At 39.9% G+C, this 17022-nt stretch carries 19 protein-coding genes; 6 read left to right on the plus strand and 13 right to left on the minus strand.

The window, feature by feature from the left end:
- Window positions 1–143: 143 nt before the first annotated feature.
- Window positions 144–1313 (minus strand): c-type cytochrome biogenesis protein CcsB, encoded by a 1170-nt coding sequence (gene ccsB, locus H9649_RS12375; protein ID WP_191695214.1) that lies wholly within the window; start codon window positions 1311–1313, stop codon window positions 144–146.
- 163 nt (window positions 1314–1476) lie between these two features.
- On the opposite strand from ccsB, the gene H9649_RS12380 reads away from it, so the two are divergent.
- From H9649_RS12380 to H9649_RS12390, 3 genes are all read left to right on the plus strand, one after another.
- Window positions 1477–2757 (plus strand): sensor histidine kinase, encoded by a 1281-nt coding sequence (locus H9649_RS12380; protein ID WP_191695215.1) that lies wholly within the window; start codon window positions 1477–1479, stop codon window positions 2755–2757.
- Window positions 2758–3507, plus strand: coding sequence for a LytR/AlgR family response regulator transcription factor (locus tag H9649_RS12385; protein WP_191695216.1), 750 nt, complete (start codon window positions 2758–2760; stop codon window positions 3505–3507).
- Window positions 3508–3620: 113 nt separating this feature from the next.
- Entirely contained in the window at window positions 3621–3794 is a 174-nt protein-coding gene (locus tag H9649_RS12390) for a hypothetical protein (protein WP_191695217.1), read from the plus strand.
- 96 nt (window positions 3795–3890) lie between these two features.
- Here the strand turns inward: H9649_RS12390 and H9649_RS12395 are convergent, their stop codons facing one another.
- The 4 genes from H9649_RS12395 to H9649_RS12410 all read right to left on the minus strand — a co-directional run bounded on the left by H9649_RS12395 (window position 3891) and on the right by H9649_RS12410 (window position 7582).
- Entirely contained in the window at window positions 3891–5009 is a 1119-nt protein-coding gene (locus H9649_RS12395) for an ABC transporter permease (RefSeq protein WP_191695218.1), read from the minus strand.
- Complete coding sequence (locus tag H9649_RS12400) at window positions 4990–5886, minus strand: ABC transporter ATP-binding protein (RefSeq protein WP_191695219.1); 897 nt, start codon at window positions 5884–5886, stop codon at window positions 4990–4992. The genes H9649_RS12395 and H9649_RS12400 overlap by 20 nt, the downstream gene beginning before the upstream one ends.
- A gap of 27 nt (window positions 5887–5913) precedes the next feature.
- Complete coding sequence (locus H9649_RS12405) at window positions 5914–7155, minus strand: ABC transporter permease subunit (protein WP_191695220.1); 1242 nt, start codon at window positions 7153–7155, stop codon at window positions 5914–5916.
- Between the two features lie 106 nt (window positions 7156–7261).
- A complete protein-coding gene (locus H9649_RS12410) occupies window positions 7262–7582 on the minus strand; it encodes a hypothetical protein (protein WP_191695221.1) in 321 nt (106 codons plus the stop codon).
- Between the two features lie 187 nt (window positions 7583–7769).
- Here H9649_RS12410 and H9649_RS12415 point away from each other — a divergent pair, with 187 nt between their 5' ends.
- Entirely contained in the window at window positions 7770–8297 is a 528-nt protein-coding gene (locus H9649_RS12415; protein ID WP_191695222.1) for a hypothetical protein, read from the plus strand.
- 177 nt (window positions 8298–8474) lie between these two features.
- On the opposite strand, the gene H9649_RS12420 is transcribed toward H9649_RS12415, so the two are convergent.
- The 8 genes from H9649_RS12420 to H9649_RS12455 form a co-directional block, all read right to left on the minus strand.
- Entirely contained in the window at window positions 8475–8735 is a 261-nt protein-coding gene (locus H9649_RS12420) for a hypothetical protein (protein ID WP_191695223.1), read from the minus strand.
- Window positions 8732–8938, minus strand: coding sequence for a class I SAM-dependent methyltransferase (locus tag H9649_RS12425; protein ID WP_191695224.1), 207 nt, complete (start codon window positions 8936–8938; stop codon window positions 8732–8734). The genes H9649_RS12420 and H9649_RS12425 overlap by 4 nt, the downstream gene beginning before the upstream one ends.
- Window positions 8935–10167, minus strand: coding sequence for an amidohydrolase (locus H9649_RS12430; RefSeq protein ID WP_191695225.1), 1233 nt, complete (start codon window positions 10165–10167; stop codon window positions 8935–8937). Before H9649_RS12430 ends, H9649_RS12425 begins: the two co-directional genes overlap by 4 nt.
- Window positions 10164–10703 carry a P-loop NTPase family protein gene (locus tag H9649_RS12435; protein ID WP_191695226.1) on the minus strand — a complete coding sequence of 180 codons (540 nt, stop codon included), beginning with the start codon at window positions 10701–10703 and terminating at the stop codon, window positions 10164–10166. The genes H9649_RS12430 and H9649_RS12435 overlap by 4 nt, the downstream gene beginning before the upstream one ends.
- A complete protein-coding gene (locus H9649_RS12440; protein WP_404828749.1) occupies window positions 10700–11200 on the minus strand; it encodes a GrpB family protein in 501 nt (166 codons plus the stop codon). Before H9649_RS12440 ends, H9649_RS12435 begins: the two co-directional genes overlap by 4 nt.
- 28 nt (window positions 11201–11228) lie before the next feature.
- Window positions 11229–11699: a peptide-methionine (S)-S-oxide reductase gene (locus tag H9649_RS12445; protein ID WP_191695227.1), complete on the minus strand. Its 471-nt coding sequence runs from the start codon at window positions 11697–11699 to the stop codon at window positions 11229–11231.
- A 57-nt stretch (window positions 11700–11756) separates the two neighbouring features.
- A complete protein-coding gene (locus H9649_RS12450) occupies window positions 11757–12836 on the minus strand; it encodes a phosphotransferase (RefSeq protein WP_191695228.1) in 1080 nt (359 codons plus the stop codon).
- 98 nt (window positions 12837–12934) lie between these two features.
- A complete protein-coding gene (locus tag H9649_RS12455) occupies window positions 12935–14215 on the minus strand; it encodes a helix-turn-helix transcriptional regulator (RefSeq protein WP_191695229.1) in 1281 nt (426 codons plus the stop codon).
- 138 nt (window positions 14216–14353) lie between these two features.
- On the opposite strand from H9649_RS12455, the gene H9649_RS12460 reads away from it, so the two are divergent.
- Both H9649_RS12460 and H9649_RS12465 read left to right on the plus strand, forming a co-directional pair.
- Entirely contained in the window at window positions 14354–15598 is a 1245-nt protein-coding gene (locus H9649_RS12460; protein WP_191695230.1) for an MFS transporter, read from the plus strand.
- Window positions 15599–15630: 32 nt separating this feature from the next.
- Complete coding sequence (locus H9649_RS12465; RefSeq protein WP_191695231.1) at window positions 15631–16875, plus strand: MFS transporter; 1245 nt, start codon at window positions 15631–15633, stop codon at window positions 16873–16875.
- Window positions 16876–17022: the final 147 nt, after the last annotated feature.

Raw genomic sequence — 17022 nt, forward strand, 5'->3', positions numbered from 1 at the left:
TAAACTACTCCCATCCAAAACCATTAAAGAACCATTTCGCCACAACACACACTTTCTCCTTTAATCGCACGACAAAAAAGACACCACTCCCATTCGAAGCGATGTCGTAAAAAGGAACTTTATTCATTTTGTATAATCAATCCTCATGCATATGAATGTAAACCTGCAATGACAAGGTTCACAAATACTTGATTGAACACAATGAGACCAAATCCGATAATCCCCATCCACGCCGTCCGTTTCCCTTCCCAACCGTTGGAAGTCCGCAAATGCAGGAATGCAGCGTAAAATAGCCAAGTGATTAGCGCCCAAACTTCCTTAGGATCCCAACCCCAAAAACGCCCCCACGCTAGATGCGCCCAAATCATCGCAAACAATAACCCACCTAATGAGAACAATGGAAAGCCTACAATAATTGTGCGATAGGTTATCTCATCCATTACCACCGGGTTTACTTTAAGCGTTAAAGGCTTTACTAGTTGAATGATTTTCTTCTTCGTTATGAGCCGGATTAAAATATACATGCTTGTCCCTACAATAAATGCCCAAAGGATTGAATTGAGCTGCTTCGCGTCGATGGAATTAGATAATTCCAGTACTCCGATCGCTCCTTCAGTATCTATAAGAACCGCTCCATCATTTACGACAATCGCCGGCATTTTATAAGTAGCTTCTTCCATGACCTGTTCTTTATTTTCAAATTGAACTATCTTTTCGTCCATTGTCATTGAAAAAGTCATCGAGGAAACAATAAATCCGACAACAACAATTAGACAATACATGACTACTTCCAAGCCTCTTGTATGCTTAGTCCTCTCCTCCACATTCAATACATTGAGTAAATAAATGACGCCAGTCACAAACGCAAAGGAGAGTATTGCACTCGAAACAGCGACAGTTATGACATGGATTGTCAGCCAATTACTTTGAAGCGCAGGAATTAAAGGAGATGCCTCCCTTGTAAAAACTGCCCCATACCCGATAATAATAAGTGAAACCGGTATCGAGAATAGCGCTACAATAATCTGTTTATACATTTGGTACATAATTAATGTACTTCCAATAAGCATAATGCCGAAAAACGTCATGAACTCATACATATTGCTAACTGGTGCATGTCCTATCGCTGTCCAACGAAGGAAAAAGTAGACCAGTTGTAAGAGGAATGATAAGTACGTTACACCTACACCAATTCGTCTAGCCAGTTCTCTCTTAGATTTCACAGCGATTCCGATAGGTATAATCGATATCACTAATAGAATAAATGCGAGAAACAGAGATTGACTACTTAATTCCAATAAATTCACTTTCATTTGACGAACCTCCAACTCCTATAACGGCTTAACATGTCACATCGTTATGATCATCACCCATTATAGTCATGTTAGAATTGATTAAGGTCATTTTATCTTCAACGTCTTAAAATCGTTCCTGACCGTCATATCAAGCACTTAAACCAAGCATAGGAGGAGAAATATGGCGACCTCTTTCATCATTGCCTTCAGTCTTTTTAATTTCCTCATTATATATGGATCTCTCTTCTATATAATGAATATGAAAATTACACTAAAACGAGTTATTTGGTGTTTACTCGTTAATTCATTTGTGACTGTATTAGCTATCTATTTTCAGCATTCTCTTTGGATTCCAATGGTTGCTAGCATTTTACTCAGCATGGGTTTATTTTATATATTCTCTAGGAGAAAAATGGTCTTTCTTCACATGTTCGTTATTTATATTATTAGCATCCTAGCGGAATATACGGCACTATTTGTTGTTGTCGCGCTTAACCTACCTTCAATTATTCATGGAGTTCTGATCGTTCTCCTCATTGCAATTGTTGTCGTAATTTATAAAGCGTACTTGCTTCACTACACAGACAAGATTCGACTTTCAATGCTTTCGCAAATTTTATTAGCGCTAATATTAATCATCACTTTTATCGTTTTTTACACACTCATATTTTTACCCGCCGAAAAAGGTGACATCCAAATTTCCACAATCAATTTAATGACTTTATTTGTTTATTTTTTAATAATGATTGGGCTGACAAGTGTACTTTTACGTACAATCAGTAAGGAAAATTTATTGAACCAAAAAATGATTGAGCAACAGCAATTCACACAATACATGCATGCATTAGAACAAGTGAACCGCGAGATGCAAACATTCCGGCATGATTACGCGAATATCCTTTTATCATTAAGAGGTTATATAGAGCAAGAAGATTTAGTAGGTTTACGAAAGTATTTTAATGATCAAATCATAAAAGAAGAACAACGTACGTTATTTAAAAACCAGATGTTCAGTCAGCTTGAAAATCTTGAAATGATTGAAATAAAAGGGTTAATCGCAACGAAACTACTCATTGCTGATGAATACCATATTCCTATGAATATAGAGATTCCGGACACTATTCACGATATCGCTATGGATCGTATTCATCTGTCACGCATCCTTGGTATTCTTTTAGATAATGCAATTGAAGCTAGCACCTCTTTGGATGACCCTAAGATTAATCTTGCTTTCATAGCTATGACAAACAACGTAGTAATTGTCATTGAGAATAAAACAACGAGCGATATTGTAAATAGTAAACATTTGTTTGAAGAACAGTATTCGACAAAGGGAGAAAATCGTGGGATCGGTCTCTATAACCTCAGAAAGATATTGTCTAACTACGACAATGTTACGCTAAACTCACGCATTGAAAATCATTGGTTTATACATGAAATCATTATTGACGGAGGGATGTAAGTGAGGATTATCCTATGTGAAGATGATGATCTACAAAGAAACTTTCTACATAAAACCATTACAAACTATGCGCTATTTCATGAGCCAAGCATTGAAATTGTTCTTTCCGCAAGCCAACCAGATGAAGTATTATCCTATTTAGAACAGCGGCAAGCGGATTGTTATTTTTTAGACATTGAGTTGAATCACCCGTTAAACGGGATGGATGTTGCGGTAGAAATTAGAAAAAGAGATCCATTAGCAACAATTATTTTCATTACGACACATGCTGATCGATTAAAACTTACATTCACTTATAAATTAGCAGCACTTGATTTCATTGTGAAAGACACACCCGAGCAAATCAGCAAACAAGTTATTGAGGTTCTGCAAGTAGCATTCAATAAATATAAACAGCTTGGTGAATTTGATCAATCGGAAATGTTGCAAATTAAAATTGGCGAGCGCATTAAAAATATCAAGATTCACGACATCTATTTCATTGAAACATCCTCTAGTCCACATAAGCTTGAATTACATGAGAAAAATGGATACTACGAATTTTACGGTAAACTGAAAGAATTTGAAGAACTAGCTGAGTCCTTATATCGATGCCATAAAAGTTTCTTAATAAACCTTCAGCACGTGAAAGAACTTAATGCAAAAGAACGGACAGTCACAATGGCAAATGGGGCAGTTTGTTCAATTTCATTTCGTCTATTTCGGGAATTGCAACGAAGACTTTCGCTAATGAATGAAACGAAATTATAGGCGAACCGTATACAGACTGCTTTCTAATGCAAAATAGACTTACCACACATCAAAAAACCAAACCAAGCCATATTAAGATGGCAAACGCAAATACGATATGGGAGGTTTTCAGTATGAAACAAGGTGCACATAGCAATATGTATTCCAATCCAAAGACACCGGGGAATCGTAATGAAGTAAAAGAAGAGATTTCCATGGAGCTTGCGGAACTTGGTAATTTGACACCGAAGCAAGAGAAAATGACACCGAATCATCGGGAGACGGCAGAGAAGGATAAGCATTATTAACAACATCATTCACTAACTGCAGGGTCATTAAAATTCACCAACAAAAACGACAGATCAGGATAGAACAATCTCTCCTCTCTGTCGTTTTATTCTCCTTCAAACAATCTTACTCGTATTGATCTTCCAGGCAGCAAGTATATACAGAACAATCGATGTTGCAAGCGTAATCGGTATTGCCTGGTACCACATCTGATCATTTTGCTGGAGGATCATGTCACCGGGCAGCAGGTTTGCAAATGGGTTGAACCAGGAGAACGGACCCCAAGTAACGAAGTTGGACAGGAAGTAGCCGCCCGCCAAGGTCAATAATACGACAGCCAAAGTGGCAAGTGTCTGTTTGAACAGGAGGCTGTATAGGAAATACAAAGTGATGACCATAAGGATGGCTACTGATACAAGGAGAATCCCTTTTGTCATGTAGCTGGAAATCGTTATGAATTCGATGGCGTTATTCTTTTCGATCAGCATTGGATAATTAAATGTACCTTTTTCACCGAATAGGAGGCCAATCAGTCCAGCTGACAGGAGGACAGTCCCCGTCATAATTACATACAATAAGACCGAACTCCAGAACTTGCTCGTTACAATCCAAGTTTTCTTAAGCGGTTGTGTGAATAACTGATTGATGGAATGATTTTCGTACTCTCCAGACATCGATTCACCAATCACCAATATGAGTAGAACGAAAGCTCCAAAATGGATGTACAGGTCAACAATCTGTTTCATGAAATTCGGCATTGCCACACTATATATATCATGTTCGGGCGCTATGCCTTCCTTCAATAGCTTTTCATTCAGAGTCGTGCTCGTATGGATTTCTTTTTCCGATAGAGGGAAGTCACCGCCTTCATTCTTATAGACTAATGTATTGGCGAAGATTTCATTTTGCAAAGTTAACTTCCGTTGCCAGTCATCCGATGAGGCTATGCCGTTCAATTCATATAATTGGTCACGAATTTCCGAATTCATTTTTTGCAGCTTCAATTGCTCTTCATCTTCGGGACTATTCTCTAAAGCTATCCGGTGGACTCTTGAATTCGCTTGACTCGCCTTCGTCTGATTGGCAATTTGCTCCTTCTCCTCTTTTTCAATATACGATTGAAAGGTGACATTGCGTGCGAATAACAAAGCGATTCCAATAATTAGAAGCAGCATGATATAAAGAAACCTCTTGCTAAAGAAGATTTTTTTGAATTCAAATAGCAACAGTTTCATCGGTCTTCTCCTTCGCAAACAATTCCTGATAGCGTCTTTCCGCACCAATTTTCTTCGTTTCTATGGAGGTGATGGTGATACCATTTGCTTTCATAATATCCAGGAAGTTCTGCAAAATCACTTCTATTTCCAAAAAGCTGATAACCCCCTCAATCATCGTGCATGAGATGCCTGCCTGTTTCAAAACCGTCGTCGCTTTCAACGGATCATCCACATTGACAAAGTACTGATTTGAAGAAAAGTCTTGAAGAGATTCCTTTAGAAGTGCTCCATCTTTCATGAAATAAATGATATTCGTCAAGCGGTCAATTTCATCCAGATTATGTGAAGAGAGAATAATAGTTGTGCCTTCTTCATATAGCTCCAATAGGATATTGCGCATATTGATGGCACTTGTCGGGTCAAGCCCGTTCAACGGTTCATCCAGCAATAATAATTTCGGTTTATTGATAATCGACATGGCAAGCAGCAAATGCTGCTTCATGCCAAGCGAATAATTCCTCACTCTTTTTTTCATATAGCCCGTCATACCCACACGATCGGTCACTTCTTTAATGTGGGATAAAGGGATCTTTTGCACATGACAGATGAATTTCAAATGGTCGTACCCTGTCAAATCCCCATAGAGGATCCGGTTATCCTGCAAATAGGACACTTCGTAAAAGATGGAAGCATCTGTGTTCTTTTTGCCGACCAATTCAACGCTTCCTTCATTAAATGGCAGCAAGTTCGTCATGCAGTTCATTAAAGTTGTTTTTCCAGCGCCGTTCGGACCGACAAGTGCGATAATCTGCGGAGATTCGATTGTAATGTCAATCCCTTTTAAAACAGGTTGTTTTTTATAGTGTTTTTTTAAGTTGGATACTTGAACAATCACTGTACAATCCCCCTATTTTTCTATTTTTCATACCCGTTGCTTGTATTGAAATAGTGATAAAAGGTAAGTCGCCACAAGTAGAATTCCACTACCTACACCAAGAACGATCATCCCGTTTGCATAATCGAAGTTGAAATTCTTCAAGGAAGCAGCCATTTCCATCGTGACGATTTTTGGTGTCGAAAAATAATGGAATGGTATGAAGTGCGCAAAACTCGATAAGACTGCCTGGTCCGCCAGCTGCATGCCTAGCAGGATTGTAATAATCGTCAATCCTAGCGCTATAATCGTCCGTTTCGTCAATAACGAGAACAGGAACAACAAGGAATAGCTGAACAGAAGCACCATGAAAAACAGCAGCCCCGACTTTAAGATAAAGATACCCATATTGATAAATTCAAACGAATACTCTTCTCCGTAAACGAGCACCGGATAATTCCAATCGCCCAAGCGGTCGAACACAGTTCCTAGCACGACAGCTACAACCCCGATACCTGCAAGGAATAAAAAGCTCAAAAACATAACGGACAGGAACTTACTGACCAGTATGCTATGGCGATTGATCGGCTGCGTTCTCAATAGATGAATCGATCCGTTAGTGCCCAAGCCCTCTTTTGTAACAATATCGCCAAAAAGGAGAAGGAAGAAGAAGACCCCACCCATGCTGAAGAAAAGGTTTGCGACATGGTTCGTAAAATAGATGCCTGTTGAAGAATATTGGTTGCTATATTTTTCGACAATCTGTCTCTGAAAATCATCATCTCCGACACCCGCCATCGGGTAATACAAGTCATAGGCCGTTTTCCATGATACATCCCACAACCAAAATACCGGTTCAATGTCTTTTTCACTCAACCAATTATATTGTGCCCGCCTCGTCTCCATTGTAAAAAGCGTTGGGAAAGAGGATGTATAATATTGCCTGTTTGCAATGTTGCTATCGAGATCGGCCGGTAAAAGTTCAATTTGACGGTTGAAAACAGCTGGCCAATCTTCTTTTTTATATGCATCCGCTTCATCTCTTTGCTTTTCATATATATTGTTAAAAATCTCAAAATCAGTAGTACCTTCTTCGATCTTCGATAGTTGTGTTTCCATTCCTTCCAACGTACCTTCAAGGGTGGCGACTACTTCCTCCAAGCGGGTCGTATTTATGTAAGCGTATACATAGTAGGCTATGAGAAAGAGCAGTAAAATGAACGACAACATCCGAAAATACTTTGTCTTAACAATCTTATTCACTTCAAATTGAAGCATTCTAATTCCCAAAGATATCCCCCTTTCTTCAATTTCATACTCTATAGTAAACAAAGCAATTCTGGAATAGAACTCCTTTTTGTATAGGAGTTCTCCCGAATGCTTCTCATTTATTTAATTATTCTTCGGCATTGTCTTTTGCCATGGCACAAGGCCCAGAGCAATAAACAGTTCCTGAATAAGTCACTCTGATCATATCTCCGAATGACTGTTGCCCGGAGTAGGAAAGTACACCTGACCAACCACCTACATTGTAATCATAAATACTCTGGATAGGTTCATTTGGTCCAACATAGATATGAATTGTCACCGGCTTGCTCGTAGCAAGCTCTACTTCTGCTTCAGATTGATTTGTTTCCGCCGACGATTGTACAGACATACCGACATAACCCACTACCAGCAGACAGAGAACTGCAACTAATTTCACTACTTTCTTCATTCCTCATCCTCCTAAAATAATAGTAGATCGAACAAAGAACAGATCACACCTCCTTTTTAACGTCTTATAGTTGTAGTTCGACATGAACTCTCCTTCCTCCTCTAGTTATTCGAATATTTTATATTGTGTATATAAATTGTTATGGTAACATTAAAATTAACATTCAATTTAAAAGGGAGGCAATTTTGTGAGGAGTAAAGTTTTTATCACTCTCTTATCGACGCTTTTATTAACCCTGACCGCCTGTTCTGATGAAAAACCCACGAAAGTACAACTTCCTGTTGAAGAATCACAAGATGAAGGCACTTATACAGGAAATCTTCCCACCCTCGGTATTCATAATAAGAATGGGGCCGCTTCAGTTAGAAGAGATAGGTCTTGTCGGGAAAAACAAAATGAAGAATGTAATATTACACATGTGGAGGACGTTAGCAATCTATTATCTGGAACGAGAACTATGCAGGTCACCCCTGGGGAAGAGATAAGTTTCTCAATGCCCACTAACCCTGGCGTACCAATGGAACTGAATGGACTTAAGAATATTGAAATTGATCTTGTACAAATCCACAAGGGAGAACAACTTGTTGTGGAACATAATGGAGAGTCTTTTAATGCACCTCAAGAACCCGGAAGATACAATTACTCTGCCGTTGTCAAATGGATCGGTGACATTAAAGGCGAGGCCAGTTATGCCTTTGCAATAATAGTGAAATAAGGGCTACTAATAATAGTAAAAGCTGTACATAAAGTCGGCTTTCAACTTTACGTACAGCTTTATAATTATCTTTAAATCCTACCTGGACAATTTAATTAACAGAGTTATCTAGATCTTTTTCGCCAGAAAAAACACACTTGGAATCACGCTGAAACAATATCTATATGCAATCATCTTCTACCTGCTCCGTTTCACTACATATACCATCGAAACACTTCCTGCATGTAACTCATTCTCATCCCAATCCCCATAAACATGCACAGTTTCAAAACCGTTCTCGTGTAACAACCGATCCATTTCCTGCGGGTATGAATACCGAAGCAAAATACCGTCTTGCTCCTCGACAATTAAAGCCCCGTCCCAATAAACTTGGCGATTCGTTTGGCAGTCGAGAATTTGCGTCAAGTGATTATACACTTCACGCGAGCTTTCAATCACTTGATGTCCATTTTTATCATGCGAAACCCTTTTTGTGCCATCGGAATCGTCAATCTTCCCGTACCGCAAGCCAATTCCACTATCGGCCCATCTTGCTTCGCCCATTTCAGAATCGTCTTCAAGTCCACCTCATACCCTTCATGTAAATGATCATACATTTCAGGATCAGCGTATTTCTCCAAATTTTCTTCCATATAACTCACAGCGTCAATCCACCTTTTTCATATACAAGCTTTCCTTTGTACCAAACCGCTTCCCGAGTAGAACGTCGCGCTATAGCTTCCGCCGAACAGCTTGCATCTACTAACAAGAAAGTTGCTGCATCCTGTACTTTCGGCCAAACTTGTTCACCTTTTTCGTTGAGTGGCGTGATGCCTCCGGTAATGAAGCCCAAAGACTGCGCTAACGAAACTTCAGAGGAATACCCGTACACCTCTGCAAAACGTCCCGCTTTTTCTAACTGATCGCCATTTCCAAAAGGTGACCAGTGATCTGTCAGGCTATCTGTCCCAAGTTTCACGTCCACACCTTTTGCATGCAACATCGGTAAAGGCATGTTCATTCTCCCAATCGGAACTGTGGAAGCGATCGACATACCTAGTGCAGCCAGTCGCTCAGCCATTTCTTCCGCTTCACTTTTATCCGCATTGGCAAACCAGAAGGCATGACTGATCGTCACTTTTCCATGCAACCCTGCTTCCTCCGCCAAATCAGCAAGACGGGAAATCGCCTGTTTTGCCTTCTCTCCACTTTCATGCAAATGAATGTCGATTCCTGCGTTATGAGCAACGGCCAATTCGACCATTGTTTGAAGGGATGTCTCCATATCCCCATCCACTGTATTCGGATCCAAGCCCCCTACATACGTAGCACCTTGAGCCATCGCTTCTTTCATGAGTTGAACTGAATCGGAATACAGTAAACCGTGCTGTGGAAAAGCGACAATTTCTGATGATAATTTACCAGAATAGGATTCTAACGCTTGTCGGGTAGCCTCCAAACGACGCAACCCACTGACAGGTTCGATATTACAATGCGCTCTGACATGCGTCGTTCCAAATCCTTGAATCATCGCTAAAATCTTTTCTGCCTGCTGTTCCGAGATAGACATTATTTTCGGCAATAAACGCTTCTCTTCCTCAATCCGGTCAAAAATGCTCTTGATCGGTTTTACCGCATGCCACGGGCCACCGAAATACGTTTTATCCAGATGAATATGTCCTTCTTCAAAGGATGGCAGTAGCAACAAACCTCGACAGTCATATGTAGGTAAATCACTGATGAGCTGCGAATCCTCCTCTTTTATCTCAGCAATCACAGCATCTTCAATTCGAATGTGAAAGCGTCCTGTTTTTGTACCGACAACTTGCCAGTCCTCTTTAATGAAACCTGTTTCCAATATCACGTTTGTTAACCAAAAGGATTGCGTCATTTGTCCATCTCCTTAACTCTCTGTATATTTTTATTACTCTTCCATTCCAGCAGACTTTGATTTTTATTCGGATCGTTTTCTACCGTAATTAATTTATGTAAGTGTAGTTGAAGAATTCCGTTCAATTCATCACGTTGTCCTTCAAAGTCCTTTGTCCATTTATACATATTCAAAAGCATTTCCATATCCGGTTTGTATGCACATTTTTCAATTCCTAACACTTGCTTTATATGTCTGCTCAGTATGCGAACTCTCCGTTGCCACAACGGAGGATCCAACCAAATGACAACATCCGCCATATCTAATAGAAGATGATAGGAAGGGCGATACACACCTTCAGCAATCCAGCTTCCTGCAGCATCCATTTCAAGTATTACCTTTATTTGTTCATCTGGGGAACGTTTAATTCGCACACCGTCCACAATATGATAAACAACAGAATCCAATTCCACAAAGGGCATACTCCATTGTTTTGATAGCTCTTTAGCGTACGTCGTCTTCCCGCTTGCAACAATGCCCATAATAAAGATTTTCATAACTTCCGGTACCACCTAACTGCTTGTCTTTCAATCTCTGACGCAAAACTTGCCTTTCCCTCTATGTACGCCTGAATATCATCTGGGAATTGTCGGGCCAACTCCTCTTTTAATTCACAATATTGCTTGGCGATGCTAGGGTGAGAGCGTAAGAAATCTCGGAACGCCAAATGTCTTTCAATTTCTTGTGAGCCTTCATCGTATATATGTACATGATGCGTTCGCTCATTTCCACCTTTTTGAAAATAGCGGCGTCCGGGAATCCCATTTTCACCCTTTGCTTCATAGCCAACACGAGCCATTTCAGCATTAAATCTATCGATCTGTGATATGTCCTTTACAATAGGCATCATGTCGATGATTGGCTTTGCAGCTAACCCGTATATGGATGTACTTCCGATGTGGTGAATGTCAGTTACTTCAGAGCCAAAAATCACTTGTAATCTTTTTGATTCTGTCTCAAAATCCAACTTCCATTTTACTGAGTAGGGCTTCACTTCAACTTTTCGTATGTTGTTTCGCCCCTCACTTATATTTAGTTAATAGTTCTTCAGGTATATGACAATAATCATTTGGACACCTAGCTAACCGATCTTGATGTTCTTCCGCACTTCTCACATAGTTTGTAAGAGGCAATACTTCAACAACAATCCGGTCATAATCCTCTCTCTCCCCAATAACTTCCTTTGCCACTTTTAAGTGTTCAGGATTTTCACTATATACTCCTGTTCTGTACTTCTCGCCTACATCCTGTCCTTGTTTATTCATACTATACGGATCAATGATTTCAAATAAATACCCTATTAACTCCCGAACCGTTACCACTGTCGGATCAAATCCTGTTTTTACACATTCGGCATACCCATCATACTCACCACTAAGTGTATGACTCGTTCCATTCGCTCTTCCTGCCTCTGTATACGTAACGCCAGGTAATGTTTTTATAAAAGCTTGTACTCCCCATAGACATCCGCCAGCCAAATAGACTACTTCCATATTGACTCTCCTTTTTGTTTAATAAAACATATCACGCTAAAATGTATTTTAGATTATTTATTCTTTAAAGGATAACCCTTCTTCTTCTAATGAGTTTCTCATAGTAGGCAACGAAGCTGGTCCAATCCCATGAAGTTTTAGTATTTCTTTTTCCGTGTACGTTGATAGTTCTTGCAAAGTGTCAATCCCTTCGTAAATCAATGCATTTCTTGCGGGTGAACTGAGTTTCGAAAGAAAGCCACTTGCAGGTTTATTCTCCTGGTCACAGGTATGTATCCCTCCATCCTGCATTTTACGTTTCCAATAGTCCCATGCGTTCAAGTACTGCTCCAAATCATGTGGATGGACTTTTTTACAAATCCCAATCCGTGTGTATAACTGAAAGACGACTTCCTCAATCAGTCGTGATGTTGGTATCTGCACATTCTCTAGCAAGGAAAATGAGGATAGCAAGGTTTCCATCGATAAGTCATCCGGAGAAGAGCAAAATGCATAGGTGAAGTCATACAGGACAGGGCCAATCATTGGCGACGGATCAATGACACCAACAAGATTATTGTGTTGAAAGACAAAATTGTGAACGCCTGTATCGCCGTGAAGATAATACTTCTCCTCTTCAGATTCATACATGGCTAATCTTTCAACAATACCTTCCATCCGTACAAAATCTTCATATGGCAATAAATCCCCTATGTTCTCATGCGCATATTCTAAGCTCTTCTTGTTGAAATCAAACCATTTTTGACGGGGTTCACCGCCTATTCTTCCCCAAGCTGATGAGGCAGCTACTTTTTCGTAATGATTGAATAAACCATTAACCAATCGATTCATCCATTCTGACTTCAGTCCCCGGTTAATGTGGGTATGTCCTTCTACGTAATCATAGAGAAAAAATTTCTTTTCTGGATCGACATAGTGCACTTTGGGGAAAAGGTCAATATGGGCATACGTGTTGAAAAAACGTTCAACAATTTCAATTCCATTCGGATGATCTTGTTTTAGCGTGTAGAGTGGGTTTTTATTTTCCGAAATGACATATACCTGTCCATCCGTTGTTCCACTATTTAACTCTCTGATGTCATAGTCCTTTTTTGGAATGATTCTCTTTTCTATAAGTTCTCTTACATTTTGATTCATCACAAAAACCTTCTTTCTAAGGTTACTTTTAAATTAGCAATGGACGTTACTGGTAATATAATTCAGCTTCAATGTTGTCTCTCTATCTTCTACTAAATTTACTTCGACACAACTTTTGTTAATACCTCTCGGGCATAATGATAAAAAGAGGAATGTGGCAAGTTGTGAAGCTTATCGACTGTATACCTTGCAAGTTCCTCAGCTTTCTTCTGATCCCCCAAGTGATAATGGCAAAGGGCTTCATAGCTTTTGGACAAGACCCTTGTTGCGACGTCGGTCGGGCCTAAGTTTCTTTCATTATGCTCAACACGATTCTCTTCAAATATGACAAGCGCTTCTTCATATCTACCAAGTTTCGTTAAAACTCTTGCTTCCAAATCATTTGTCATCTTAATGAATTCTTTTATCGTCTTTTGTGGAAAGTCTATTATATTCTCAACTCTTCCTTCCATTCCTTTCGCGATAGAAAGAGCTTTTTCATAGTCTTTTTCAAAGAATTCTTGTATGAAAATCTGGTTCATTTCATGTTGAAGTGTCAAACTTTCACTCTTAAGAACCTTTGTGAATAAATAACATTCTTCAATATATTTCCGTGCTTCCTCTGGCTTCTGATCATCATAATAAAGCCATGCTTTAGCGTTAAGCAAGTGATAGTATTGGTTTAATATGATATTTTCACGCGCAAATTCGATAACATCGTCTAGATATTCGTGAGCGAGATGACGCTGTCCGAGTGAATCCAGGGCAAACGCTCTTAACGATTGCAATTGGATATAAATCGATCTCGTCTCTAGGCTATCCATGACCGTCAAACGACTAGTCGCCTGCTCGATGATGTCAATTGCAGATTGGTAATTCCCTCGATCTGCTTCGATATCTGCCAAGAAACCATAACAGCGTACAACCCGCCACTCCATCTGCAAGTCGTTGTACATACCAATCGCCTTTTTCGTGAATACCTCCCAATTATTCTCTTCAATATTATTGTATTGTTCGATGTCTACAATATACAGATGGTATAAAGCGCGTCCGTACAGTTCATTCATACGTGCAGCTTCATACCCTACAGGATCTTTATCCAAAATCGGCTTTAATAACGCTGTCGCTTTCACAACTGACTCATTTCCGACTTCATTGAAAAGATCAATTGCCTCTTCCAGAATTCGTTGCATTTCTTCTCGCGGCACCGTTTCCACCAATTCCGATATATCCACGTTCAATTGACGTGCAATATGCTGCAGCCTTTCAATGGATGGCTGCGTTTTGCCGTTTTCAATCAAACTGATCATGCCTCTTGAAACGTGTTCGTTCGCCACATCCGTAATGGTCATTTTCTTTGCTGTCCGTATGCGTTTAATGTTTTCTCCGACATGTGTCAATTGTAATCACCTTTTTCACCGATATTCTTTCGTATAGTATATCACTGTTCAATTTACAAAACTATTTTGTTTAATATATTGAACAATAGCACTCGACGTGTTATGTTCAATATATTAAACATCGAGAGGGTGAAAGATTTGATTAAACGGAATATGTCTTTGATCGTCACAAACCAGTTTTTAACCGTTTTAGCTGATAGTATTTTCACCATTTCCATCATGTGGTATATGTACGAAATTACGCAATCGCCGCTTTCTTCTGCTCTTATAACGGCAGTCGGCGCATTGACGAGTGTTTTCATTTCCCCGATCATCGGGGTGCTTGTCGATCGAAGGGAACCGAAATCGTCCATGCAGATAGGGTATGCCGTGATGGTGGCGGTAGGTGTGTTATTGGCTTTGTCGTACCTGTTCTGGTTGGATGGCGTCGCGTTTGCGATATATGTTGTACTTATCATCCATGAGATTTGCATGACATTTATAGGACCGGCAAAGAACAAGCTGCTGCCGCATATTGTCGGGGTCAGTCGGATTGTCAAAGTAAGCGGTTATTTATCTTCCACGAGCCAAACTGCTTATCTAATCGGCCAAGGGATTAGCGGTGTGTTGATCACGGTTATGGGGTTTGTCGGCGTCATGCTATTTCATTCGGGGGTGTATATCATCGCCAGCATCCTTCTGATTTTTGTCGTTAATATCGCAACGCATCGGAAGGATGAAGAAGCGGAAAGTGTACCGGCCAAGAAGAGTTCGATGGTCTCGGAATTCAAAGAGGGCTGGACAGTATTACGGAGCAATCGGCCGATCTTGAAATTGACTATATTAGCCTCCCTTATGAACGCGACGACCATCGCGGGCGCATTGGTTGTCGTATTGGTATCCGATCATTATGGTGGGAATGCGTTCCAGTTTGGCTTATTCGGAGCATTTGCTGCTGTTGCAGGAATTTTGATTGGATTGGTTGCAGATAAGGTTTCATCTTTTGCAAAACCTTTCATTGTCATGTTTATCACGTTGTCCATAAGCTCTATCGCTTTCATATTTATGGGTATCACAACGGTGTTATATCTAGGGATTGCTCTTTTCGTTGTCATGAACACACTTATGACAGTGTATGGCATTTTATACAATGCACTTCTCATTGTGCTGGTCGAAGATAAATTTCGGGGACGGGTTTATACGTTGAATGGCGCAATTGCTACATTCCTAATGCCAGGCTTTGCGATTGCGGGAGGGGTCATCGCGGAATGGGGTGTTCCGGTCAATCAATTGTTCATCGGAGCGGGCATATGGATATTGCTACTTTCATTCTTTTTGTTGATCGATAAGGATATTCGAGGCATTCGGAAAGTTTCAGGGAAAGATGCGGTTACTGGGGAATAAAACGGTTTTTGATTATAACGAGGGGGATTGAATTGCGAAGTAACTATTTTATTTACATCCTTAGCACGATTGTTGTATCTCTTGGCGGCACTGTATATACGTTTGCAATTTCGTATTTTATTTTACAGGCGACTGGCTCGTCTGTTTATTTTTCGATAAACACTGCAATTTTGAGCATCGGCGCCATCATTTCATTGCCGATATCAGGTGTATTTGTGGATAGTGTAAACAGGAAAAAGATTGTCATTTCGTTTGAGGCACTTTCCGCATTGACGTTATTATTTCTTGCTGTCTATATAAGTTTTTTCGGTTTCAATATTTATGTCTTATTCTTCATCACTGCAATTCGATCGGTCATCACACCTGTCATATCGAATGCTTTCGATGCAAGCTTGACGCAGCTGTTCGATAAGGAAAGTATACAGAAGACGATTGGTAAAATTGCCACTTATAGAATGACAATCCTGCTGTTCGGCCCGGTTATTGCCGGAGTCCTATATGGATTTTTATCATTGGAGTCCATGATTTTCTTGTTTTTATTCATGCAATTGATTTCTTTATTCTCAAATGTCTTCTTGGAATTCAGCGAGGTAAAACTTGAAGAATCTCCTTCAGTAAAATTGGATAGCTGGTTTAAAAGCTTTGGAAACAGACTGACTGCAGGCTATAAATATGTATTTAACTCTCATACATTGAAACAACTGATGATTTTATCGGTGATCATCAACGCTGTAGGTGCCGCCAGTTTCGGTATTTTGCCAGACACCATTATGATCAAAGAACTGCATTTCGAACCTTATCAAGTCGGTATTGTAAGTGCTATTTTCGGGGTTGGATCACTAATAGGTAGCCTCATCCTTTCCAAAGTGAAGATTACAAACCCGTTCAAAGTTGTGAAGTATGCGTTTATTGGTGTAGCCATCTTGCTACTCGGATTCACTTTGCCAGTCTATTATGAAAGGCACACTATACTATCCATGATTTACATTGCTATCATCGGTTCGTCAATGGCGCTAGTCTTTCAATTTATCTCGATTCCCATGTCGTCTTTCATGCAAAAAACGATTCCCGATGACTATAAAGGGCGAGTATTTTCTATAAATGGCACATTATCCATGGTTCTGATGCCGATTGGAACGCTTATTTACGGGTTCTTATATCAGCTCGGTATTTACTTCCCGGTTAATCTATTCTCATCTATTATTATTTTGGTTACGGTTTTTGTGACGTTGAATAAATATACATTAACGAGAAGTGCTGATGAATATCATAGTTGAAATTGGTGTGCCGCTATTTGACCAAACTCACCAGTTTTTCAACCGCGGGTTTGTCCAAACGTTTAATTCCCTAAAGATGCCCACAGGAACATGTGGGCATCATATTCCTTAGCCGTTTCCGAGGCAGAAATTTTCTATCTGCAGTTT

This window comes from Sporosarcina quadrami (assembly GCF_014836615.1).
GTDB lineage: Bacteria > Bacillota > Bacilli > Bacillales_A > Planococcaceae > Sporosarcina > Sporosarcina quadrami.

Bases quoted from the DNA above. Each gene is read 5' to 3' on its own strand.
- ccsB (WP_191695214.1), bottom strand. From the start codon at position 1,313: ATGAAAGTGAATTTATTGGAATTAAGTAGTCAATCTCTGTTTCTCGCA.
- H9649_RS12380 (WP_191695215.1), top strand. From the start codon at position 1,477: ATGGCGACCTCTTTCATCATTGCCTTCAGTCTTTTTAATTTCCTCATT.
- H9649_RS12390 (WP_191695217.1), top strand. From the start codon at position 3,621: ATGAAACAAGGTGCACATAGCAATATGTATTCCAATCCAAAGACACCG.
- H9649_RS12395 (WP_191695218.1), bottom strand. From the start codon at position 5,009: ATGAAACTGTTGCTATTTGAATTCAAAAAAATCTTCTTTAGCAAGAGG.
- H9649_RS12410 (WP_191695221.1), bottom strand. From the start codon at position 7,582: ATGAAGAAAGTAGTGAAATTAGTTGCAGTTCTCTGTCTGCTGGTAGTG.
- H9649_RS12430 (WP_191695225.1), bottom strand. From the start codon at position 10,167: ATGACGCAATCCTTTTGGTTAACAAACGTGATATTGGAAACAGGTTTC.
- H9649_RS12435 (WP_191695226.1), bottom strand. From the start codon at position 10,703: ATGAAAATCTTTATTATGGGCATTGTTGCAAGCGGGAAGACGACGTAC.
- H9649_RS12445 (WP_191695227.1), bottom strand. From the start codon at position 11,699: ATGGAAGTAGTCTATTTGGCTGGCGGATGTCTATGGGGAGTACAAGCT.
- H9649_RS12450 (WP_191695228.1), bottom strand. From the start codon at position 12,836: ATGAATCAAAATGTAAGAGAACTTATAGAAAAGAGAATCATTCCAAAA.